Source organism: Sulfitobacter sp. M22 (assembly GCF_021736025.1).
In the GTDB taxonomy this organism is placed as follows: Bacteria; Pseudomonadota; Alphaproteobacteria; order Rhodobacterales; family Rhodobacteraceae; genus Sulfitobacter; species Sulfitobacter litoralis.
This window is the reverse complement of sequence record NZ_WMEC01000001.1, coordinates 1683465-1706045: the sequence shown is the minus strand read 5'-3', so window position 1 is coordinate 1706045 and position 22581 is coordinate 1683465. Positions and strand designations below refer to the sequence as shown.

Sequence of the window (22581 nt, the reverse complement as noted above, 5' to 3'; positions counted from 1 at the left end):
TGCTTTCTGTAGGCCGCTCGATCAAGACGCGCCAGACGCTTTTTGTCGCAAGACAGCGGGTAACGTGATGACCTCGAAATAAAAAAGGCCCCGCGGATGCGAGGCCTTTGTATTGTTTATCGGGACGTCCGGCTTAGTTCGGAATGTCGCCTTTGATGCCTTCGACATAGAAGTTCATGCCCGCCAGCGTGCCGTCATCGGCTGTTTCGCCGTCGGCCAGGAAATCCGAACCGTCCTGCTTTTTCAGCGGACCGGTGAACGGGTGGTAGGACCCGTCCGCGATCGACGCTTTCAGCGCCAGCGCTTCCTCTTTCACATCAGCAGGTACGGCGTCCGTAATCTCGCCGATACCAACCATGCCGGCACCGATGCCGTCCCATGTGTCTGTGCTTTCCCATGTGCCATCCATGACCGCTTTGGTGCGGGCGATGTAATAGGGGGCCCAGTCGTCAATGATCGACGAGACGCGCGGCTTGGGCGCGTATTGCGCCATGTCGGACGCCTGACCAAAGGTGATCACGTCGCCTGCTTCTTGTGCCGCCGCCTGAGGTGCTGTGGAATCGGTGTGCTGCAAGACAACATCCGCACCCTGTTCGATCAGAACCTTGGCGGCGTCTGCTTCTTTCGCAGGGTCAAACCATGTGTAGGCCCAGACGATCTTGAACTCGACATCGGGGTTCACCTTCTTGGCGTGGATATAGGCCGAGTTGATGCCACGGATCACTTCGGGGATCGGGAAGGACCCGATATAGCCGATGATGTTCGATTTGGTCATCTTGCCTGCGATGTGGCCCTGAATGGCGCGCCCTTCGTAGAAACGTGCGGAATAGGTCGACACGTTGTCGGCGCGCTTGTAGCCGGTGGCGTGCTCGAATTTCACATCCGGGAACTTGCCCGCGATGTTGATGGTCGGGTCCATATAGCCAAACGAGGTGGTAAAGATCAGATCCGCACCGTCCAATGCCATCTGCGTCATCACACGCTCGGAATCGGGGCCCTCGGCCACGCTCTCGACAAACACGGTTTCAACGGCATCGCCGAATTCCTTTTCGACAGCCAAACGACCTTGGTTGTGTTCATAGGTCCAGCCGCCATCGCCGACGGGGCCAACAAAGACAAAGCCGACCTTGGTCTTGTCCTGGGCATAGGCCCCGCCTGCAAGCCCAAGCGCCAAAGCCGCGCTGGCCATAAGTGTGGTGAATTTCATAACGTAGTCCCCTGAGTAACGCGCCTTTTTGCCGGCGCTTGAAGATATGCCCCTAGTTTGAGGCGTGAAAAATGCGGCCCAGCGATGCCGGAGCAGCGCTTTTATCCGCAGAAAGGATCACCAGTACAAGGATGGTGATGATGTAGGGTGACATTGCCAGATACTCTACGGGAATAGCAACGCCGGCACCCTGCAGATTTAGTTGAAGCTGGGTGATGCCGCCAAAAAGATAGGCACCCAGCAACAGCCGCCATGGCTTCCAGCTGGCAAAAACCACAAGCGCAAGCGCAATCCAGCCCACACCTGCGGTCATGCCTTCGGTCCATTGGGGCACACGGATCAGGCTGATATAGGCGCCGCCCAATCCGGCACAGGCCCCGCCAAACATGATCGCCAGTGTTCGTATCCGCACGACTTTATAGCCAAGGGCGTGGGCCGCCTCGTGGCTTTCACCTACGGCGCGCAGGATCAGCCCCATGCGGGTGAATTTCAACACGGCCCAGACCGCGACGACCAGCGCAAAGCCAAGGTACAAGATGATATCATGGGAAAAGAAAATCGGTCCGATGACGGGGATGTCATGCAGGGGCCCGAAATTCACATCCGGCAGCCGCGGCGGTTTTACCCCGACATAGCTTTGCCCCAGCAAAGCCGAAAACCCCAGCCCGAACAGCGTCAGCGCCAAGCCCGACGCGACCTGATTGGCCAATGTGATCTGCGTCAAGAAGGCGAACAGCAGGCTCAACAACGCCCCGCCCACGGCCGCGGCGGCAAAACCCAGCAGCGGCGATCCGGTTTCAACGGCAGTGGCAAAGCCGCAGATTGCACCGATGATCATCATCCCTTCGACGCCAAGGTTCAGCACGCCGGATTTCTCGACCACCAGCTCGCCCAAAGCGGCAAAGATCAGCGGCGTCGCCGCCACCAGAAAGCCGGCGACAAAGAGGATCGGATTGATTGCAGACAGATCCATTACGCGACCTCCGTCCGGCCAAGACGCAGCCGGTAATGGGTGAAAAGATCAAAGGCGAGCAGGAAGAACAGCAACATCCCCTGAAATACCTGAATGGCGGCGGCGGGCAGGCCCAACTGGCTTTGTGCGATATCACCGCCGATATAGGTCAGCGCCATCAGGCCACCGGCCAGCAGGATGCCCACCGGATGCAGCCGCCCCAGAAAGGCGACGATGATCGCGGTAAACCCGTAGCCGACGTTGAAATCGATGGTGATCTGCCCTGCGGGGCCTGCGACCTCGAACATGCCTGCCAGACCGGCCAGCAGCCCCGACATGCCCATGCAAAACAACACCAGCCGTGTCGGGTTCACACCCGAAAACCGTGCCGCACGGGGTGCTTCGCCCGTGACGCGGATGGCAAAGCCCAAACGGTGCCGCGCCAGCAACACATAGGCAAAGATCACCGCGATCAAGGCCGCGACCACACCCCAATGCATGCCCGATCCGGCAAACAGCTCGCCATTATGGGCGGATGCATACTGCTGAAGGTTGCGGCTGCCCGGAAAGCCAAAGCCTTCGGGGTTTTTCAGCAACCCAAGGCTGGCCGACGCAAGGAACTGCTCTGCGACATAGACCAGCATCAACGACACTAGGATTTCATTCGTGCCGAATTTCACCTTCAGCACGGCAGGGATCATGGCCCAGACCCATCCGCCAAGCGCCCCGGCGAGCACCATGATCGGAAAGATAAACACGCTTTCTGCCGGATAGAACGCCAGACCCGCCCCGGCCCCACAAAGGGCACCCATGATATACTGGCCCTCGGCTCCGATGTTCCAGATTCCGGCCTTGAATCCCAGCGACAGCCCGATGGCGATCAGCACCAATGGCGCGCCTTTGACCAGCAGTTGCGGGCGGTAATAAAACGCGAAATCGCCAAACAGAGGTTCCCAAAAGATCGTCATGATCGACGCTAGCGGGTCTTTTCCCAGCACTGCGAACAGCGCGCCGCCAAAAACCATCGTGGCAATCACCGCCAGAACCGGCGTGGCATAGGAAAACGCCCGGCTGGCCTGAGGCCGTTTCTCAAGCCGCATCATGCCACACACCATTTCTTGTCAAATATTTCATTTTGCAGGGAAAACTCCACGGGGGTGTGGGGGTGTGAAACCCCCGCAAGCGACGCGTCAAACATGCGCCACCTCCATCCCATTGGCCCCGCCCATCATCAATCCGATCTCGTCCACAGTCAGCCCCTGCACCGGACGTGGTTCTGACAGGCGGCCCTCGTTCAACGCGGCAAAGCGGTCCGATATCTCCATCAGCTCGTCCAGATCCTGACTAATCACAATCATCGCAGTGCCGTTTTCAGCCAGATCCAGTAGCGCCTGCCGGATCGACGCCGCGGCAGAGGCATCCACGCCCCATGTCGGCTGATTGACGACCAGCACCTGCGGCCGTTGCAACACCTCGCGGCCGATGACGAATTTTTGCAGGTTCCCGCCGGACAGCGACCGCGCGGCATTGCCGGGGCCGGGTGTGCGGACGTCGAAATCGGCGATAATGCGTTCGGCAAACCGTTTGGCGGCGGGCCAGTTCAACATCCCGCGGCGTTCCAGCTTTTCGCGTACGGCACCGGTCAGCATTGCGTTCTCGGTCAGGGACATATCTGGGGCGGCGGCATGGCCCAGACGTTCTTCGGGCGCGGTCAGAATGCCCAAGTGGCGGCGCGCGGTGGGGCCAAGTTGGCCCACGTCCTGACCCTCGAACCCGACCATGCCAGCGGCGGTCAGCAACTCGCCCGACAGCGCCGACAGCAGTTCATCTTGCCCATTGCCCGCGACACCGCCGATGCCCAAAATCTCGCCTGCGCGGACTTGCACGGTAATATCACGCAGCGGCATGCCAAAGGAACTCGGCGAGGCCGCAGACAGCCCCCTTAGGTCCAATTTCACCGCGCCGGGTGTCTTGCCCGCCCGCGTCGGCGTCTTGAGCGTGCTGCCCACCATCATTTCTGCCATGTCCCGCGCTGTCGTTTCCGACGGGGTGCAATGGCCCACGACTTTGCCCAAGCGCAGGATCGTCGCGCTGTCGCACAGGCTGCGGATCTCTTCAAGCTTGTGGGAGATATACAAGATCGCGGTGCCTTCGGCGCTGAGCTTGCGCAGGGTTTTGAACAGGATTTCAACCTCTTGTGGTGTCAGAACGCTGGTGGGTTCATCCATGATCAACAGCTTGGGGTCTTGCAGCAGACATCGAATAATCTCGACCCGTTGGCGTTCGCCTGCGGATAGGTCGCCAACGATCCGGTCGGGGGCCAGCGGCAGGCCGTAGGCCTCTGACACGTCGCGGATTTGCTTGCTGAGGGCGCGCAGCCTGGGCGCGTTCTCCATCCCGAGGGCGATGTTTTCTGCCACGCTCAGCGCGTCAAATAGGGAAAAATGTTGGAACACCATGCCCACACCGGCGGCGCGTGCGGCGCGGGGCTCGTGCGGGGCAAAGCTGGTGCCGTGCATCTGCATCGTGCCGCTGTCGGGTTTGACCAGCCCATAGATCATCTTGACCAGCGTCGACTTGCCCGCGCCGTTCTCCCCCAGCAGCGCATGGACCTCGCCCGGCGCGATCCGCAGTGACACGTCATCATTGGCGACAACACCGGGGTAGGCTTTGGTCAGCCCGGAAAGCGCTAGAAGGGGCGTGTCGGTCATGCGCAGCGTTCCTTTTGTGTCAAACTTGGCTGTTTATTCGTGCGGGCAGGGCCAAATTGCAAGAGTTGCGTGGCTACTCCGAGGGCAATCGCTTGAGGATGCTTGCCAAATTGCCGCGCGCCGATGGGACAGGTGATGCGGGCGATCTGTTCGGGCGCATGACCAAGGGCGGCCAAACGGCTGCGGAACCGCGCCCATTTTGTGTCCGATCCGATCAACCCGCCAAAGGCAAAATCGCGTTGCAGTAGGCGGTGGCACAGGTCCAGATCGTCATCATGGGCCGGTGTCATGATGAAATGCGCAGCGTCATCTTCGGCGCCGTGCAGTGCTGCACCCCAAGGGCCATCCACGCCGGTGACGCCTTCGGGCAAGGTATCCAGATAACCGGGGCGCGGGTCGGCCAGTGTGACGCGGAACTGCGGCAAGGGGGCCAGAATGCGCGCCAGCGCGCTGCCGACATGGCCCGCGCCGTGGATGACCACCTGACGCGAGGGCTGCCACAACGGCTCTGCCAACCAGCCGCCGTGCAGGGTAATGGCCAGCGGTGTCGCGCTGCCACTGGCACGGTCAATTCTGGCGCGAAAGCTGTCGGCAAGGGGCGGGGCCGCGGGATCAATCGCGCGCAGATAGATGTCGGGGTAGGTGTCGGGCAGGGCGTCCAGCGTGACGGCATCGAAAACCTCGATCACCACGGTCACCGCCCCGCCACAACATTGGTTCATCGCGGGGCCAAGGGCGGCGCGGGTCAGTTTGCTGCGGGGGCCACCCGCCAGCATCATGGCGGCATCGCGCATCGATTGTAGCTCAAGCTGGCCGCCGCCGATGGTGCCAGACGCACCGCCCGCCCAGACCAACATCGACGTGCCCGCCGGACGCGGGGCAGACCCTTTGACCTGCACCACAACGATGCGCGCCACCGTGCCATGCGCGGCGACGGCCTGCGACAGGGCTGCACGGTCAAAGGGCATTGCGGGCCTTCCCGATGGCGGTCAGCACTGCCTCGGCTGTGGCGGGTGTTTGCAGGTCGCCGAACCCGTCCCCACAGGCGCTCACCGCATCCGACAGCGCCATGAAGGCCGAGATCCCCAGCATCAAAGGCGGCTCCCCCACCGCTTTTGACCGATAGACCGTTTGCGCGGGGTTGGGTGCGTCCCAAAGCGCCACGTTGAACACATCGGGCCGGTCAGAGATGGCGGGGATCTTATAGGTCGAGGGCGCGTGGGTTTTCAGCGTGCCTTTGGCGTCCCAGACCAGTTCCTCGGTCGTGAGCCAGCCCGCACCCTGCACATAGCCGCCTTCGATCTGGCCGATGTCCAGCGCGGGGTTCAGCGATGCGCCCGCGTCATGCAGGATGTCGGCGCGCAGAATACGGTTTTCGCCGGTCAACGTGTCGATCACCACTTCGGTGACTGCGGCGCCGTAAGCAAAATAGAAGAACGGGCGGCCACGGCCCTTGATGCGGTCCCATTCGATTTCGGGCGTCTTATAGAAGCCGGTAGACGACAGCGACACGCGGTTTTCGTAAGCAGAGGCGGCGGCTTGGGCAAAGCTGATCACCTCTTCCCCGATATGAACCTGCCCATCGGCAAAGCGTATCTGGTCAGCGGTGGTCTGATAACGCTCGGCCAGATGGTCGGCGATGCGGTCGCGGACTGTGTCGCAGGCCGCTTGCACCGCCATGCCGTTCAGGTCCGTCCCCGAAGACGCCGCCGTGGCCGAGGTATTGGGCACCTTGCCCGTATCCGTCGCCGTGATCTTGACCGCCGACAGGTCAACGCCAAAGCGGTTGGCGGCGACCTGCGCGACCTTCTGGAAGAGGCCCTGACCCATTTCCGTGCCGCCGTGGTTCAGGTGGATCGACCCGTCTTGATAGACATGCACCAACGCCCCCGCCTGATTAAGGTGGGTGAGGGTGAAAGAAATGCCGAACTTGACCGGCGTCAGCGCGATGCCGCGTTTCAGGATCGGCTGCGTCGCGTTCCAGTCGGCAATGGCGGCGCGGCGGGCGGCGTAGTCTGATGTCTGGGCCAGCCGGTCGGTTAGCGCGTTGATAATGCAGTCTTGCACGGGTTGGTGGTAGGGCGTGGTTTGCATATCCGTGGGCTGAGGTGGCGTGCCGCCTTGCGGTGCAGGCGGTGCCCCGCGAGAAGCAAGGTCAGCCTCGGTATCATCGGGCACAGCGCGGTCGTCATGGACCTTTCCGGTCGCGTCAGGCTGCATCACATCAGCATAGAAATTCGCCCGCCGCACAGCCAGCGGATCAAGGCAGAGTGATTGTGCGATATGGTCCATCACCCGTTCGATCCCCACGATCCCTTGAGGCCCGCCAAAGCCGCGAAATGCTGTGGCGCTTTGGGTGTTGGTGCGCAACCGGTGCGAGGTGATGCGGATGTTATCGAGGTGATAGGCGTTATCCGCATGCAGCATGGCACGGTCGGCGACGGGCAGGGACAGGTCCATCGCCCAGCCACAGCGGGTGTAATGGGTGAAATCCAGCGCCTTGATCCGGCCATCGGCGTCGAAGCCAACGGTATAGTCGATGCGGAAATCATGGCGTTTGCCTGTCACGATCATATCGTCGTCACGGTCATAGCGCATCTTGCAGGGGCGTCCTGTGCGCGCGGCTGCGACGGCGCAGGCCACGGCGAGCGCGTTGCCCTGACTTTCCTTGCCGCCAAAACCCCCGCCCATGCGCCGGGTCTCTACCCGTACGGCATGCATCGGGGTGCCAAGCGCCTCTGCCACCTTATGCTGAATCTCGGTCGGGTGCTGGGTCGAGGAATGGACGACCATATCGCCATTATCTTGCGGCAGGGCGAGGGCGGCCTGACCTTCGAGGTAGAAATGCTCTTGTCCGCCGATATTGATCGTCCCGCTCAGGCTTTGGGGGGCGGTGGTCAACGCGGCTGCGGCGTCGCCTTTTTGGTAGATGCGGGGGCCGTCTTCGAAGCGGGACTCGGCGGCCAGCGCCTTTTCAATGGAAAGGATCGAGGCGGTTGGGGTGATGTCCACCGCCCCAAGCCGAGCCGCGTGGCGTGCCGCAAGGTGGGTCGTCGCGACAACCATGAACACAGGCTGGCCCGCGTAATGTACCGCGTTGGTGGCCAGCAACGGTTCGTCATGGTTGGACGGCGATACGTCATTGTCAAACGGCAAATCTGCCGCCGTCAGTACCGCCACCACACCGGGGGCGGCAGCGACATCGCGCAGGTCCATGCCGTTGAGCGTGCCGGCGGCCACCGTGCTCAGGCCAAAGGCGATGTGCAGCGTTGTGGCCGGTGTCGGGATGTCATCGACATACCGGGCAGCCCCCGTAACATGGAGCTTGGCGGCGTCATGGGGTAGGGATTTAGCAACGCTCATGCTGTCACCTCGTGCAGGTTCGTGGGCAAACCGTTCAGGTCATGCAAATAGCGCAACAGCAGGTTCTGGGCGGTCAGCAAGCGGTACTGCGCCGAGGCGCGCATGTCGGTCATCGGCTGATAATCCAGCGCCAAGGCATCCATGGCGCGGCGGATCGTGGCCTCGTCAAAGGATTGATTGACCAGCAGCGCTTCGGTTTGTGTCGCCCGTTTCGGCGTGCCCGCCATACCGCCAAAGGCGATGCGCGCGTCTGTGATCAGGTCGCCCTCTCGGGTAATGTTGATACAGCCGCACAGCGCCGAGATGTCCTGATCGAAACGTTTGCTGATCTTGTAGCAGCGCAGGGTGTCATCTTTGGCAGTTGGCAGCTTTGGTACGGTGATCGCCTCAACAAATTCGCCGTGGGCGCGGTCCTGTTTGCCGTAGTCGATAAAGAAGTCCTCAAGCGGTAGGCTCCGGCGGGTGTCGCCGTGACGCAGGTGCAATGTTGCCCCCATCGCGATGAGCGCCGGAGGGCCGTCCCCGATGGGCGAGCCATTGGCGATATTGCCCCCGATGGTGGCCGCGTTGCGCACTTGCGCCGAGCCATACCGCCGCAGCATCGCGCCTAGGCTGGGGTGGAGCGGTGTGAAATGCGCCTCGAGCGCTGAAATGGTGGTAGCCGCGCCAATACGCCAGTGATCGCCGCCATCGGTGATGCCGCGCAGGTCGGGGATCTGGTTGAGAAACACCACCGGCCCCAGATCGCGGAATTGTTTGGTGACCCAAAGCCCCACATCCGTCGCCCCTGCGATCAAGGTCGTGTCGGGGTGATCGGCGTACCAGCGGGCGAGTTCATCTGTGGTCGTGGGGTGCGAGGTCGCTGGGGGCTGTCCGCCCCCGTCCGGCTGCGCCGGCCCCCCCGAGAATTTAGGGCCATTTGGAAGTTTGAGGTTTTTCAAGTGCGCGGGCACGGGGGCGGTTTCTGCGGCTTGAGCGGCGCGGATGATCGGCGCGTAGCCGGTGCAACGGCACAGGTTGCCAGCAAGTTGCGTGTCGTGGTCAGTGGCCCCGTTCAAATGGTCGGTGGCCATGGTGACGGCAAAGCCCGGTGTGCAAAAGCCGCATTGGCTGCCGTGATAGTCGATCATGGTTTGCTGCACCGGATGCAGGCTGCCATCAGGTGCCGCGAGCCCTTCGACGGTTGTGACGGCTTTGCCATTGATCTGGGGCAGGAACAGGATGCAGCCGTTCAGGGCGCGGTGGCCCTGGTCGTCGCTGATCATGACGGAACACGCGCCGCAATCGCCTTCGTTGCAGCCTTCCTTGGTGCCGGTCAGATGTCGGGTTTCGCGTAGCCAATCCAGCAGCGTCGTGGTGGGAGAGACGCCGGTCAGTGACACGACTTCCCCGTTGAGGAGAAAAGTGATGTCCATAAGGTTCGTTCCGCCGCGGTACCTTAGCCCGTGATCTGCGCGACGTTCGATGCGACGTAGAACGCGGCGCGGGCAAATGTTCAGCGAGGCTAGGCGGGGGCGAGGGGGCTTGGCAAGAGATTTTGTAGGATAAGGACTTGGTCGTGCGCGGTATTGCCGGAAAACGACGCGCGTGACACCGGTGGGTCTGGTGACTGCGGGTGGGCTTGGGTAAGTTGGCGCTATGGCACAAGCACCCCGATTCATTCACCTGCGCACGCACTCCGAATATTCGTTGTTGGAAGGGGCGTTGCGGCTGAAAAAGCTGCCTGATTTGTGCAAGAGTGCCGGAATGCCCGCAATGGCACTGACCGACACCAACAACATGTTCGCCGCGTTGGAATTTTCGGTCGCTATGGCGGGGGCCGGCGTGCAACCGATCATCGGCTGTCAGGTTGATCTGGCCTATGTGACGGTGCAACCGGGGGAAAAGCCACGCGATCCTGCCCCTGTCGTTTTGCTGGCCCAATCCGAGGTCGGCTATGAGAATCTGATGAAGCTGAACTCTTGTCTCTATATCGACAAGGGCGGTGCGCTGCCGCAGGTCACGTTGGAGGAGCTGGAGGCGCTGAACAGCGGGCTGATCTGCCTGACCGGTGGCGCGGGCGGGCCTGTGGGGCAGTTGTTGCAAGGCGGGCAGCGCCCTGCCGCTGAGGCATTGATGGCGCGGTTGCACGGGGCATTTGCGGACCGGCTCTATGTCGAATTGCAGCGCCACCCCGGTGAGGACGGCCAACCGCTGGCTGAACAGTTGACCGAACGCGGCTTTGTCGAGCTGGCCTATGCTATGGGTATTCCCTTGGTCGCGACGAATGACGTCTATTTCCCCAAGGCCGAAATGTATGAGGCCCATGATGCGTTGATCTGTATCGCGGACGGCGCCTATGTCGATCAGCAGCACGAACGCCGCCGGCTGACGGCGCAGCATTATTTCAAGTCGCAGGCCGAGATGGTAACGCTGTTTGCCGATCTGCCCGAAGCCATCGACAACACCGTAGAGATCGCCAAACGCTGCGCCTTTATGGCGTATCGCCGTGATCCGATCCTGCCGAAGTTTGCGGATGACGAGATCGAAGAACTGAAGCGGCAGGCGCATGAGGGGCTGAAGAACCGGCTTAAGGTGATCCCCCATGCCACCAGCGTCGAAGACTACGAAAAGCGGCTGGATTTTGAACTGGGCATCATCGAGGGCATGGGGTTCCCCGGCTACTTTTTGATCGTTGCGGATTTTATCAAATGGGCCAAGGACAACAATATTCCCGTCGGGCCGGGGCGGGGCTCGGGGGCGGGCAGTCTGGTGGCCTATGCGCTGACCATCACCGACCTTGATCCGCTGCGCTATCAACTGCTGTTTGAACGGTTCCTGAACCCCGAACGGGTATCGATGCCTGACTTTGATATCGACTTTTGCATGGATCGCCGGGAAGAGGTGATCCAGTATGTGCAGCGCAAATACGGGCGCGACAAGGTGGGGCAGATTATCACCTTCGGGGCGCTTTTGTCCAAGGCGGCGGTGCGTGACATCGGGCGGGTGCTGCAGATGCCCTACGGGCAGGTGGATCGTCTGTCCAAGATGATTCCGGTCGAGGGCGTGAAACCTGTCAGCATCGAAAAGGCGCTGGCGGATGAACCACGTTTGCGCGAGGAGGCCAAGAACGAGGAAGTCGTCGCGCGGCTGTTGAACTATGGCCAGCAGGTCGAGGGGCTGTTGCGCAACGCATCGACCCACGCGGCGGGAGTTGTGATCGGGGACCGGCCGCTGGACGCGCTGGTGCCGCTGTATCAGGATCCGCGCTCCGACATGCCCGCGACGCAGTTCAACATGAAATGGGTGGAGCAGGCCGGTTTGGTCAAGTTCGACTTTCTGGGCCTCAAAACCCTGACCGTCATCCAGAACGCGGTCGACCAGATCAAATCTTCGGGCCGTCACCTGCATGTCGCCGCTGACGGGACAGAGCTGTTTGCGCCGCCCGAAGGCTTGATCGACGATATCGCCACCATCCCGTTGGACGACGAGGCATCCTACAAGCTTTATGCCAGCGCCAAGACGGTCGCGGTGTTCCAGGTGGAATCCAGCGGCATGATGGATGCCCTCAAACGGATGAAACCGACCTGTATCGAGGATATCGTGGCTCTTGTGGCGCTGTACCGTCCCGGCCCGATGGAGAATATCCCCACCTATTGCGAGGTCAAAAACGGCCAGCGCGAACGGGAATCCGTGCATCCGTCGATTGACCACATCCTAGAGGAAACTCAGGGGATTATCGTTTACCAAGAACAGGTTATGCAGATCGCGCAGGTCATGGCGGGCTACAGCCTTGGCGGCGCTGACCTGCTGCGCCGTGCGATGGGTAAAAAGATCGCCGAGGAAATGGCCAAGGAACGCCCGAAGTTCGAAAAAGGCGCGATGGCCAACGGCGTCGATAAAAAGAAAGCGTCGGAAGTTTTCGACCTTTTGGAAAAATTCGCCAACTACGGTTTCAACAAATCCCACGCTGCGGCCTATGCGGTGGTCAGTTACCAGACGGCTTGGCTCAAGGCCAACCATCCGGTCGAATTCATGGCCGGCGTAATGAACTGCGATATCCACCTGACGGATAAGCTGGCGGTCTATTTCGAAGAGGTCCGCAAACGGCTTGAACTGCCGTGGGTGCCGCCTTGCGTGAACCGCAGTGATGCGACGTTCAAAGTGGTCGAGGGCGCGTTGGTCTATGCTTTGGGGGCGTTGAAGAACGTCGGTGTGGAGGCGATGAAGCTGATCACCGAAGGGCGCAAGATTGACGGTGTGGACAAGCCGTTTGCCACGCTCTTTGATCTGGCGCGGCGGGTTGATCTGAAACGGGTGGGCAAACGCCCGCTTGAAATGTTGGCACGGTCTGGTGCGTTTGATCAGCTGGACAATAATCGCCGTCGTGTCTGGCAATCGCTGGACGGTTTGGTCAGCTACTCTGCCGCGATCCACGAACAAAAAGCCTCTAATCAGGTGTCGCTGTTTGGCGAGGCGGGCGATGATCTACCCGAGCCGCGTATCGTGCCGTGCGATGACTGGGAGGCCGCTGAACGACTGACCGAAGAATTCAAAGCCATCGGCTTTTATCTGTCGGGCCACCCGCTGGATGACTACATGGGGCCGATGAAGCGTAAATCCGCCACCGGCGGGGTGCCGTTTCTGACGCTGGACGAGCTAACTGCAAAAGTGTCGATCAAAGGCGCGATGAACGCCCGTTTGGCCGGGATCGTCGCCGGACGGCAGGAACGTAAATCGGCGCGCGGCAATCGCTTTGCCTTTGCGCAGCTGTCGGACCCGACGGGCGCTTATGAAGTGACATTGTTCTCGGACACGTTGGAACTGGCACGAGATCACCTTGAAACCGGATCAAAGGTTGTGGTCATGGTCGAGGCCACAATGGAAAGCGACCAGCTGAAACTGCTGGGCCGGTCTGTGGTGCCGATCGACACGGTGGTTGAGGATGCGGGCAATATGGGGCTGCGCATCTTTGTGGAGGACGCAGGGGCGATTCAGGCGGTCGCCGATGTCTTGGCAGGTGCGCGATCTGCGGCGCGCAGCGCGGGCAAGGGGCCGGTGCAACTGTGCCTGATGGACCCCACGTTGCCCGGCGAGGTCGAAGTTGACCTCTGTGCCGAATACCCTGTCACCCCCAAGATCAAGGGCGCGATCCGGTCCCTGACCGGCGTGATGGAGGTAGAGGAAATCTGACGGCGGCCATCTGGCACGACGGCAGCTGTCTTGCGCCGCCAGTAGCCCCAGATCAGTAGTGCGGCGGGCGTTCATTCCCAATAACGACGCCTTCGGAGCCTGACGCCTCGCGTTCACCTTCGCGCTGCATCAGCATATGGACCCGCCGCGTTAGCATTGCGATCTCTGTCTCCTGACGGGCAACGACATCGGACAGGTCATCCACCGTGCGGATCAGATGGGCCATTTGTTCTTCGAGCTTATCCATGAGGGCACCTTCGCAGCTTGCGCATTTGCCGCTCTCCTAACAGGTTACGCTGCGTTAGATAAGGGGGGGTGCGTGCGCAGGTCTGCACAGCGCGGGGCCGCGTCGCTTGCCCTTAGCGGGGGGTTGGGCTAGACGCGAAGCGCGATATTTAGCCCACAGGATGTGATCCAATGGCCAAGCCAAAAAAGACTCCCCGCCCCAAGGCCGAAACGCCAAAGGGATTTCGTGATTATTTCGGTGCAGAAGTCACGCAGCGCGCCGAGATGCTGCACAAGATTGCGCAGGTCTATCATCGCTACGGGTTTGACGCTTTGGAAAGCTCTGGCGTAGAAACGGTGCAGGCTTTGGGCAAGTTTCTTCCCGATGTGGACCGCCCCAACGAAGGTGTGTTTGCGTGGCAAGAGGATGCCGAGGCTGACAAGCCCGGCGACTGGCTGGCCCTGCGCTATGACCTGACTGCACCGCTGGCGCGGGTCTATGCCCAACACCGCAATGATCTGCCCACGCCCTATCGCCGCTATGCGATGGGACCGGTCTGGCGCAACGAAAAGCCGGGTCCGGGCCGGTTCCGTCAGTTCTATCAATGCGATGCCGATACTGTCGGCGCGCCGTCGGTTGCGGCGGATGCAGAGATCTGCGCGATGCTGGCCGATTGTCTGGAAGAAGTCGGGATCGACCGCGGCGACTACATCGTACGGGTGAACAACCGCAAAGTGCTCAACGGTGTGATGGAGGTCGCAGGCGTGCTCGACCCTGCCAACCCCGACAATTTTGCCCACGAGCGCGGCATCGTGCTGCGTGCGATTGATAAGCTCGACCGGCTGGGGCTGGACGGGGTGCGCGCATTGCTGGGCGCGGGCCGCAAGGATGACAGCGGCGACTTTACCGATGGGGCAGGACTGAGCGATGCTCAGGCCGACGTGGTCATGGGCTTTATGCAAGCTAAACGCGTCAGCGGTGCAGAAACCGTCGCGCGGCTGCGTGAACTGGTCGCGGGTTCCGAGACAGGCGCGCAGGGCGTGGACGAACTGGAAACCATCGCGGATCTGATGGCAGCCGGCGGCTATGGCTCTGACCGCGTAGAGATCGACCCCTCGGTCGTGCGGGGTCTTGGCTATTACACCGGTCCGGTTTTCGAGGCGGAACTCAGCTTCGAGATCAAGGATGACAAAGGGCGCGTGCGCAACTTTGGCTCTGTCGCGGGCGGGGGGCGTTATGACGATCTGGTCAAACGTTTTACCGGACAGGAAGTCCCTGCAACGGGTGTGTCTATCGGCGTCGACCGTCTACTGGCGGCCTTGCAGGCCAAAGGCCGGATGTCAGCGCAGGCCGAAGGGCCCGTGGTGGTTACCGTGATGGATAAGGCGCGCATGTCCGATTATCAGGCGATGGTCGCCGAATTGCGTCAGGCCGGCATCCGCGCCGAGGTCTATCTGGGCAACCCCAAAAACTTTGGTAACCAGCTGAAATACGCGGACCGTCGCGCCAGCCCGGTGGCAGTGATCGCGGGGGGCGACGAATTTGACAAGGGCATGATCCAGATCAAGGACCTTATCCTGGGCGCGAAAATTGCTGAAAGCGCAACGCTCGAGGAATGGAAAGACCGCCCGAGCCAATACGAAGTGGCGCGTGGTGACCTTGTCGCCAAAGTGCGTGAAATACTGGAGCTGAACCGCTGATGGCGACCCGATCCGAAATCCTTGCCAAGGCCGCGAGCCTGCGCGCCTTGTTCGAGGCGCAGGGGGCAGCGGTGGTTGAGCCGCCGATCTTGCAGCCTGCCGAAACCCTGCTCGATCTCTATGGCGAAGACATTCGCGCGCGTGCATACGTGACGTCGGACGCGATGCGGGGCGAACAGATGCTGCGCCCCGATTATACCTTGCCTGTGGTGCAGATGCATATGGCCCATGGTGCGGACCCGGCACGCTATACCTACGCAGGCGAAGTGTTCCGCCGTCAGGAACGTGACCCCAACCGCGCCAATGAATATATTCAGGCGGGCTACGAAGTCTTCGACCGCGGCGATCCCGCGGCAGCCGATGCCGAAGTCTTTGCCCTGATCCATGGCGCGTTGGACGGTCTGCCGGTCACGGCGGTGACGGGGGATATCGGCATCCTGATGGCAGCGGTTGCGGGGCTCGATACATCGGCGTCGCGCAAGGCGGCGTTGATGCGGCACATCTGGCGGCCCCGCCGGTTCCGTGCGCTGCTTGACCGCTATGCCGGTAAAACGCCGATGCCTGCATCGCGTGCCGCTTTGCTGGCCAATGATGGTGCGATCACCGCGCCGCTGATCGGACTGCGCAGTTTGGACGAGATCGAAACCCGCATCGCGGCCCTGCGTGCCGACGCCGCCGAACCGGCGCTGTCGCGCACACAGGTTTCCTTGCTGCTGGCGCTGCTGGATGTGCGTGAAACCATGCCCAATGCGATCAGTCAGTTACATGACCTTGCCGTTGATATGCCCGCCATCTCTGACGCGGTGGACCGTGTCGCGGCACGGGAAAAGGCGCTTGCCGCACGCGGTGTCGATACCGAGAACCTGATGTTCGAAGCCAGCTTTGGCCGCGTATCAATGGAATATTATGACGGGTTCGTCTTTGGCTTCCGCGCAGCGACACGGCCCGACCTGCCCACCATTGCCACAGGCGGACGCTATGACGCGCTGACCCGGCGTTTGGGGCAGGGCGGTGAAATCCCCGCGGTCGGCGGCGTGATGCGCCCCGGGCTGATGCTGGAACTGGAGGCAGGTCAATGACGATCAAACTCGGTGTGCCCTCCAAAGGGCGTCTGATGGAGAAAACCTTTGAATGGTTTGCGGTACGGGGGATCACCTTGCAGCGCACGGGATCCGAACGTGAGTACGCGGGTGCTGTCGAAGGGATAGACGGCGTGTCGCTGATCTTGCTGTCTGCGGGTGAAATTCCCCGCGAACTGGCCGCAGGGCGCATCCATCTGGGCGTCACTGGCACAGATCTTGTGCAAGAGAAACTGGCGTTGTGGGATCAGCTTGTCGCACCGGTGGAAGAGCTCGCCTTTGGCCATGCGGACCTGATCATCGCGGTGCCGCAAGCTTGGGTCGATGTCGATACGCTCGACGATCTGGATGCCGCTGCCTCGGCGTTCCGCGACAAACACGGGTTTCGCCTGCGCATCGCGACGAAGTACCACCGGCTGGTGCGGGAATTCCTACGCAGCACCGGTGTCGCGGATTATGCGCTGGTCGACAGCCAGGGGGCGACCGAAGGCACGATCAAGAATGAAACCGCAGAGGCGATTGCCGACATCACCTCGAGCGGGGAGACGTTGCGCGCCAATCACCTCAAGATCTTGTCTGACGGGCTGATCCTGCGGTCACAGGCGACGCTGTGGCGAAGCCGGATGGCGGATATGGATGACGCCGATCGCGCCACGATGACCGCCCTGCTGGCGGGGCTGTCCTGACGCGCTGACGCGCGGCATCTTGCAGATGCGCCTCCGGCGGGAGTTTAAGGGCAAAATGAAGCGGCACGCGCAGCCCTGCTTCATTTTGCAAAATAAACTCAAATCCCGCGGGGGCTGCGGGCTCAGGGGCTGCTGCTAGAGCACGCCGATCTCGGCCAGGGCGCGGTTCAGTTCTGTGGGCAGGGGCTCTTCATGTTCGCGGCCCTCTGGCAGGTCGGCGGGCGCATCTTCAGGGGCAAGGTATCGCCAGCCTTGAAATGGTCGTTTGAGACTGCCCTGAACGCGGATAATCTTGGGATCAAGTACAATCGCGCAACGCCGTACGCCGTCCGCGCCCGAAGCCTCTTCCAGACGCAGGATTTTCTGGCGGCACTGGATGACGCCTTTGATCACCCAGAAAATTGACCCGCCGTTCAGAATTTCGGGTTCGCGCTTGGGCCACATGCGAGTCACGTGACGGGGAAAACCGTCGCTGGTCCGCGCCTGTTTTTTTTCCTGCCATGCAGCTAGATCATCGACGGTTTCAGTGCCTACCGACAACTTGATGAGATTAATATGATTTTTCACAGAATCCTCCTGCATCCGCATGCTCCGGACACGACATAATGTAGACGTTAGTGCGTCGGCTTCAACCTGTTGTGCTTGCGCTTTGATTTGGGGTATGGTGAACACCTTCCCAAACAGCCCTCAAGGAATCGAATATGTCACGATTTGCCGCCCCCATCGCCGAACAGATTTGGGACATGAAATACCGTTTTAAAGATGCGGATGGCACGCCGCGCGATGTAACGGTCGAAGACAGCTGGCGGCGCATTGCCCGCGATCTCGCGCAGATCGAAGATGCACCTGAAATATGGGAAGAGGCATTTTACGAAGCGCTGGAGGATTTCAAATTTCTTCCCGCTGGACGGATCACTGCCGGGGCAGGTACTGCGCGCCGTGTGACATTGTTCAACTGTTTCGTCATGGGCACCGTGCCTGACAGCATGGCCGGCATCTTTGATATGCTTAAAGAAGCCGCCGTGACCATGCAGCAGGGCGGCGGGATCGGCTATGACTTTTCCACTATCCGGCCCCGTGGCGCGGATGTGCTGGGGGTCTCCGCTGACGCCTCTGGCCCGCTGAGCTTTATGGATGTCTGGGATGCGATGTGTCGGACAATCATGTCCGCCGGGTCGCGCCGCGGCGCGATGATGGCCACGATGCGCTGCGACCACCCCGATGTCGAAGATTTCATCTCCGCAAAATCCGACCCCGCGCGGCTGCGGATGTTCAACATGTCCGTGCTGATCACCGACCCCTTCATGGATGCGGTCAAGGCAGATGCCAGCTGGGATCTGCTGTTCAACGGCAAAGTGTACCGCACCGTTCAGGCGCGTGATCTGTGGAACCGGATTATGAAGGCGACCTATGAGTTCGCCGAACCCGGTGTGATTTTTATCGACCGCATCAACGAAGCCAACAACCTGAGCTATTGCGAAACCATCGCCGCCACCAACCCCTGTGGCGAGCAGCCTTTGCCGCCCTATGGCGCGTGCCTGCTGGGGTCGATCAACATGGCGCGGATGGTGTCCGATCCGTTTGGCGACAACCCTCAGCTGGACGTCGAGGCACTGAACAAGCTGGTCGCGACTGCTGTGCGCATGATGGATAACGTCGTCGATGTGTCGAAATTCCCGCTCGACGAACAACAGGCCGAAGCAAAAGCCAAGCGTCGTATCGGTCTGGGCGTCACCGGTCTGGCGGATGCCTTGTTGATGGTCGGGCTGCGCTATGGCTCGGACGAAGCGGCAGAGCAGACCGAAGCCTGGCTCAAGGCGATTGCGCGGGCTGCGTATCTTGCATCGGTCGATCTGGCGAAGGAAAAGGGTGCCTTCCCGCTGTTCGAGGCGGACGCCTATCTGGCGTCGGGCACCATGCAGCAGATGGACGATGATGTACGCGACGCCATCGCTGAAAACGGCATCCGCAACGCGCTTTTGACCTCTATCGCGCCCACCGGCACCATCAGTCTTTATGCTGGCAATGTCAGCTCGGGGATCGAACCGGTCTTTGCCTATGCCTACACACGCAAGGTTCTGCAAAAGGATGGCAGCCGCACCGAGGAAGAGGTCGTCGATTACGCTGTGCAAATGTGGCGCGATCTGAAAGGTGACACGCCGTTGCCCGACTATTTCGTCAATGCCCAAACGCTGGCACCGTTGGACCACGTCAAAATGCAGGCTGCGGCGCAGAAGTGGGTCGATAGCAGCATATCGAAAACCATCAACTGCCCCGAAGACATCAGCTTTGACGCGTTCAAGGATGTTTATATGGCGGCGTGGGATCAAGGCTGCAAAGGCTGCACGACCTACCGCCCCAACGATGTTACCGGATCGGTTCTGTCAGTCTCCGAAAGCGCGGACACAGCGCCCGGTGAAATTGCGGCGCAGGCTACGTCGGAAGAAGGCGGTGAAGTCGTCTATATGTCTGACCCGCTGGACCGCCCCGAAGAGCTGGAAGGGTCCACTTACAAGATCAAATGGCCCGACAGCGAGCATGCGCTTTACATCACCATCAATGATGTGGTGATCGGGGGCCACCGTCGTCCGTTCGAAGTGTTCATCAACTCAAAAAACATGGAGCATTTTGCCTGGACCGTCGCGCTCACACGCATGATTTCCGCCGTGTTCCGGCGCGGTGGCGATGTGTCCTTTGTCGTCGAAGAGCTGAAGGCCGTCTTTGACCCGCGCGGCGGGGCCTGGATGCGGGGCAAGTACATCCCGTCGATGCTGGCCGCTATCGGTGGCGTGATAGAACAACACCTGATCGCCACCGGTTTTATCGCCGGCGAAGGGCAGGGGCTGAAATCCGACCCGCAAGCCAAGGTCGTCGGCCTTGACGCTCCGCGTGGTAAAGCCTGCAGCAGCTGCGGCCAATACGACCTACGCATGGTCGAAGGCTGCATGACCTGCGGCAGCTGCGGTCACAGCAAGTGCGGGTGATTTAAGGTTAGGCACATCTGTTGATGTTTCGGCGGGCAATTGAGGGACATTCCGGCCTAAAAAACGGACTCTTGCTGGGTATAAAATGACCACTGGAAGCTAAGTCTTTGATAATGCTTGATCTGAAGAATGCCGGTCCGAGAGGTCCGGCATTCTTGCGTTCCGGGCGGTCTCCTTGGCACCCAGGTTGACCCGGCCGGCGCCATGTTCTCATAACGTTCTCAAGGATCCGGATCCTCTTACTGAAACCCCTGGCAGCCCCGCGCTGCCAAATGTTGGTCGCCAATCGAATGGCGCGCCCGCTCAGAGAGGACATCCAATGCCCCGAATACCGTTTGCCGATGTCAGGTTCCCTCCCGAAAACCTGCAGTCTGAATTCGAGATCAATACGCGCCTGAAACGTTTCCTGCGGCGGTACAGGGAGCACATGGAGAATCCTCCCGATGAGTTGGGCTTGTCGGAAGAGGACCGCGCAAGGATAGAGCGCCGGACGCAAAAATATCTCCGTACGGTCGCGAACCAATCCGGGTTGGCGCACCTCGACAGAAAAGATCGTGCGCGGCTCGAGGTCTTCCGGAAGGGTGCAATGCTGATGCCGGTCGAGACCGAGCACCGCGCCGACGAGATCGCTAGCGCCATTCATACCGCCATGCCGTGGATGGCACCTGCCACCGATCGTCTCTGGCAGGATATGCGGGCTTCGGTCCGCAAAGGCGATCCTGCGCCCCGTCTGAGGCCGATGCTCCTCGTCGGCCCGCCAGGGATCGGGAAGAGCCACTGGGCACGCCTGCTTGGGGATCTGCTCTCCGTGCCAACGACGATCATCGAAGCCACAGGGGAGCCTGCGCCATTTGCTGTGACGGGGTCTCAGCGGGGCTGGGGATCGGCGAGCCCGGGAAAGGTTCTGGACGGGATCATGGCGTCTCAAATTGCCAATCCTGTGATCGTGATCGACGAGATCGAGAAGGCTGGGGGTGTCCAGACGACTGGCGGTCAGCGCTATTCTCTGGATGAGGGGCTGCTGCCGCTGCTCGAGAGGTCTACTGCGCGCCACTGGCCATGTCCGTACTTCCGCATTTCTTTCGACATGTCCTGGGTCACGTGGGTGCTCACCGCCAACACCGTCCGCGGACTGTCAGAGCCATTCCTGAGCCGTTGCCCTCCCACCGAATTGACGGCCCTCACACAGGAACATCTGACCGGCTTTGCGGACCAGGAAGGAGCGCGTCGCGATCTTCCCCAGGATGCCGTTGATGCGGTCAAGGAGGTCGTCGAGGCCATCCGGACCCCGCACCATGTCAGCCTGAGATCGGTCGTTCGGATGCTGGATGCCGTCGAGCATGCAGTGAACCGCCCAGTGTTGCACTGAGAATTGTCGCGAGGGGATGGCAATGACCTCCCCGACCGCCGTCGTCCATCAATCATGCCTTTTCAATTTTGGAGTTCGCCATGAACAAGAAACCTGCTCAGCCCCACTGGGCCAAAAAGATACGTGCCGCCATCAAAGCCGCCGATGGTGGCCCTTCCGAAACTGACCTCGCCGAGGCACCTGTGCTGAACTACTGGCGTCCCCATGTGTCTCGCCACGGCGCACCAATCCTTTGGGGCATGGTGTCGGGTCACCCGAGACTTGCGGGCGGTTGGATCACGACCTCACAGCTCGTCGCGATTGACGCCAACCGGGGTTGGGCACGCACGGCATCCCGGTGGTATGTGCTTGGTCGCCAATTCTCCGATTATGAGAGGTCCATCGCCATGGGGCTCGGGGTGGACGAGGCACCTGCCGGATTCGTGCAGAGCGACGTGCCTGGGTATCGGCCGCTGGATGACTTGTCGCTGCTTGATGAACTGTTGGGGGCCTGGCGAGAACGTATGGTGTTCAACGACAATGGGGAGGGATGACATGCGTGACGAGGATGGTCCCAAGTGCTTCGATTTCGAAGAGCGGCAACGGCAAAAAACGCGAGCTCGGCAACGCGACGAGGAGCGGCTGGAACGTGGGGAGATTTCACCGCGGGAACTGCAGGAGGAGAACATGCCATTTCGAAAACTCAGGCGCGACCGGGTGGCGATCCATAGGAACAAGAAGACTGGCGAGTTCGTATGGACGTCTTTCGAGCGGAAACGCGGGGCCGAAGATGGCAGTGAGGATTGACGTTGCACAACAGGGACCGGCCGCAATTCGGCGTGTGACGAGCCTTCGGTTTCGTGATGTGAGAGGTTGCGGCTGAATTGAGGGCTCGTGTGCAGCGGCGTGGGGCTAAAGGAATAACGGCGCATTGCCGCCGGTCTCGGAAGCTGCCGTCGCCTTGATGAGCGCGGCCAGCATAAAGAGACTATTTTCAGTTCGCGTGGGTTCTAGGGCGAAAGCACTCGAGCCAAGGGCAGGCCCGCGATCCTGAATTGCGCGCTAGGTCACTCCGCGGCGCCCAATTCGCCATTCAACGGGACGACTCCAGTCGCCGGGTCTCGGAACTCCGGCAGGTTAGATTTCGCTGAAA

Annotated in this window: 17 protein-coding genes; 8 read left to right on the top strand and 9 right to left on the bottom strand. The window is 60.9% G+C overall.

What is annotated here, in order from left to right; all coding sequences use genetic code 11:
- Positions 1–133: 133 nt before the first annotated feature.
- From GLP52_RS08440 to xdhA, 7 genes are all read right to left on the bottom strand, one after another.
- Positions 134–1207, bottom strand: a complete 1074-nt coding sequence (locus tag GLP52_RS08440; RefSeq protein WP_237272107.1) for a BMP family ABC transporter substrate-binding protein — start codon at positions 1205–1207, stop codon at positions 134–136.
- 52 nt (positions 1208–1259) lie between these two features.
- Positions 1260–2180 (bottom strand): ABC transporter permease, encoded by a 921-nt coding sequence (locus GLP52_RS08435; protein WP_093734321.1) that lies wholly within the window; start codon positions 2178–2180, stop codon positions 1260–1262.
- The gene (locus tag GLP52_RS08430) at positions 2180–3262 is read right to left on the bottom strand and encodes an ABC transporter permease (protein WP_093734320.1); all 1083 of its coding nucleotides are present in this window, start codon (positions 3260–3262) and stop codon (positions 2180–2182) included. The genes GLP52_RS08435 and GLP52_RS08430 overlap by 1 nt, the downstream gene beginning before the upstream one ends.
- 87 nt (positions 3263–3349) lie before the next feature.
- The gene (locus GLP52_RS08425) at positions 3350–4870 is read right to left on the bottom strand and encodes an ABC transporter ATP-binding protein (protein WP_237272106.1); all 1521 of its coding nucleotides are present in this window, start codon (positions 4868–4870) and stop codon (positions 3350–3352) included.
- Positions 4867–5838 carry a xanthine dehydrogenase accessory protein XdhC gene (gene xdhC / locus GLP52_RS08420; RefSeq protein ID WP_237272105.1) on the bottom strand — a complete coding sequence of 324 codons (972 nt, stop codon included), beginning with the start codon at positions 5836–5838 and terminating at the stop codon, positions 4867–4869. The genes GLP52_RS08425 and xdhC overlap by 4 nt, the downstream gene beginning before the upstream one ends.
- Complete coding sequence (gene xdhB / locus GLP52_RS08415; protein WP_093734317.1) at positions 5828–8233, bottom strand: xanthine dehydrogenase molybdopterin binding subunit; 2406 nt, start codon at positions 8231–8233, stop codon at positions 5828–5830. Before xdhB ends, xdhC begins: the two co-directional genes overlap by 11 nt.
- Complete coding sequence (gene xdhA / locus GLP52_RS08410) at positions 8230–9648, bottom strand: xanthine dehydrogenase small subunit (protein ID WP_093734316.1); 1419 nt, start codon at positions 9646–9648, stop codon at positions 8230–8232. Before xdhA ends, xdhB begins: the two co-directional genes overlap by 4 nt.
- Before the next feature lie 223 nt (positions 9649–9871).
- Between xdhA and dnaE the strand changes: the two genes are divergently transcribed.
- Positions 9872–13405 (top strand): DNA polymerase III subunit alpha, encoded by a 3534-nt coding sequence (dnaE, locus tag GLP52_RS08405; RefSeq protein WP_237272104.1) that lies wholly within the window; start codon positions 9872–9874, stop codon positions 13403–13405.
- 52 nt (positions 13406–13457) lie between these two features.
- On the opposite strand, the gene GLP52_RS08400 is transcribed toward dnaE, so the two are convergent.
- Positions 13458–13652, bottom strand: coding sequence for a SlyX family protein (locus GLP52_RS08400; RefSeq protein WP_093734314.1), 195 nt, complete (start codon positions 13650–13652; stop codon positions 13458–13460).
- Positions 13653–13822: 170 nt separating this feature from the next.
- Here GLP52_RS08400 and hisS point away from each other — a divergent pair, with 170 nt between their 5' ends.
- The 3 genes from hisS to hisG are packed head-to-tail and all read left to right on the top strand — an operon-like array spanning position 13823 to position 17096.
- Positions 13823–15331: a histidine--tRNA ligase gene (gene hisS / locus GLP52_RS08395; protein WP_237272103.1), complete on the top strand. Its 1509-nt coding sequence runs from the start codon at positions 13823–13825 to the stop codon at positions 15329–15331.
- Entirely contained in the window at positions 15331–16410 is a 1080-nt protein-coding gene (locus GLP52_RS08390) for an ATP phosphoribosyltransferase regulatory subunit (RefSeq protein WP_237272102.1), read from the top strand. Before hisS ends, GLP52_RS08390 begins: the two co-directional genes overlap by 1 nt.
- Complete coding sequence (hisG, locus tag GLP52_RS08385; RefSeq protein WP_237272101.1) at positions 16407–17096, top strand: ATP phosphoribosyltransferase; 690 nt, start codon at positions 16407–16409, stop codon at positions 17094–17096. Before GLP52_RS08390 ends, hisG begins: the two co-directional genes overlap by 4 nt.
- 135 nt (positions 17097–17231) lie before the next feature.
- Here hisG and GLP52_RS08380 read toward each other — a convergent pair whose 3' ends face one another.
- Positions 17232–17663, bottom strand: a complete 432-nt coding sequence (locus GLP52_RS08380; protein WP_093734336.1) for a DUF1489 family protein — start codon at positions 17661–17663, stop codon at positions 17232–17234.
- A 134-nt stretch (positions 17664–17797) separates the two neighbouring features.
- Between GLP52_RS08380 and GLP52_RS08375 the strand changes: the two genes are divergently transcribed.
- From GLP52_RS08375 to GLP52_RS08360, 4 genes are all read left to right on the top strand, one after another.
- Entirely contained in the window at positions 17798–20080 is a 2283-nt protein-coding gene (locus GLP52_RS08375; protein ID WP_093734310.1) for an adenosylcobalamin-dependent ribonucleoside-diphosphate reductase, read from the top strand.
- Between the two features lie 319 nt (positions 20081–20399).
- Positions 20400–21449 (top strand): AAA family ATPase, encoded by a 1050-nt coding sequence (locus tag GLP52_RS08370; RefSeq protein WP_237273502.1) that lies wholly within the window; start codon positions 20400–20402, stop codon positions 21447–21449.
- A gap of 80 nt (positions 21450–21529) precedes the next feature.
- Positions 21530–21982 (top strand): DUF6634 family protein, encoded by a 453-nt coding sequence (locus GLP52_RS08365; RefSeq protein ID WP_237273501.1) that lies wholly within the window; start codon positions 21530–21532, stop codon positions 21980–21982.
- 1 nt (position 21983) lies between these two features.
- On the top strand, positions 21984–22235 hold the full coding sequence (locus tag GLP52_RS08360) for a hypothetical protein (RefSeq protein ID WP_237273500.1): 252 nt from the start codon (positions 21984–21986) through the stop codon (positions 22233–22235).
- Positions 22236–22581 lie beyond the last annotated feature (346 nt).

What these genes read in the sequence shown, in the direction of transcription:
- GLP52_RS08440 (WP_237272107.1), bottom strand. Translation starts at nt 1,207, where the DNA reads ATGAAATTCACCACACTTATGGCCAGCGCGGCTTTGGCGCTTGGGCTT.
- GLP52_RS08435 (WP_093734321.1), bottom strand. Translation starts at nt 2,180, where the DNA reads ATGGATCTGTCTGCAATCAATCCGATCCTCTTTGTCGCCGGCTTTCTG.
- GLP52_RS08430 (WP_093734320.1), bottom strand. Translation starts at nt 3,262, where the DNA reads ATGATGCGGCTTGAGAAACGGCCTCAGGCCAGCCGGGCGTTTTCCTAT.
- GLP52_RS08425 (WP_237272106.1), bottom strand. Translation starts at nt 4,870, where the DNA reads ATGACCGACACGCCCCTTCTAGCGCTTTCCGGGCTGACCAAAGCCTAC.
- xdhC (WP_237272105.1), bottom strand. Translation starts at nt 5,838, where the DNA reads ATGCCCTTTGACCGTGCAGCCCTGTCGCAGGCCGTCGCCGCGCATGGC.
- xdhB (WP_093734317.1), bottom strand. Translation starts at nt 8,233, where the DNA reads ATGAGCGTTGCTAAATCCCTACCCCATGACGCCGCCAAGCTCCATGTT.
- xdhA (WP_093734316.1), bottom strand. Translation starts at nt 9,648, where the DNA reads ATGGACATCACTTTTCTCCTCAACGGGGAAGTCGTGTCACTGACCGGC.
- dnaE (WP_237272104.1), top strand. Translation starts at nt 9,872, where the DNA reads ATGGCACAAGCACCCCGATTCATTCACCTGCGCACGCACTCCGAATAT.
- GLP52_RS08400 (WP_093734314.1), bottom strand. Translation starts at nt 13,652, where the DNA reads ATGGATAAGCTCGAAGAACAAATGGCCCATCTGATCCGCACGGTGGAT.
- hisS (WP_237272103.1), top strand. Translation starts at nt 13,823, where the DNA reads ATGGCCAAGCCAAAAAAGACTCCCCGCCCCAAGGCCGAAACGCCAAAG.
- GLP52_RS08390 (WP_237272102.1), top strand. Translation starts at nt 15,331, where the DNA reads ATGGCGACCCGATCCGAAATCCTTGCCAAGGCCGCGAGCCTGCGCGCC.
- hisG (WP_237272101.1), top strand. Translation starts at nt 16,407, where the DNA reads ATGACGATCAAACTCGGTGTGCCCTCCAAAGGGCGTCTGATGGAGAAA.
- GLP52_RS08375 (WP_093734310.1), top strand. Translation starts at nt 17,798, where the DNA reads ATGTCACGATTTGCCGCCCCCATCGCCGAACAGATTTGGGACATGAAA.
- GLP52_RS08370 (WP_237273502.1), top strand. Translation starts at nt 20,400, where the DNA reads ATGCCCCGAATACCGTTTGCCGATGTCAGGTTCCCTCCCGAAAACCTG.
- GLP52_RS08365 (WP_237273501.1), top strand. Translation starts at nt 21,530, where the DNA reads ATGAACAAGAAACCTGCTCAGCCCCACTGGGCCAAAAAGATACGTGCC.
- GLP52_RS08360 (WP_237273500.1), top strand. Translation starts at nt 21,984, where the DNA reads ATGCGTGACGAGGATGGTCCCAAGTGCTTCGATTTCGAAGAGCGGCAA.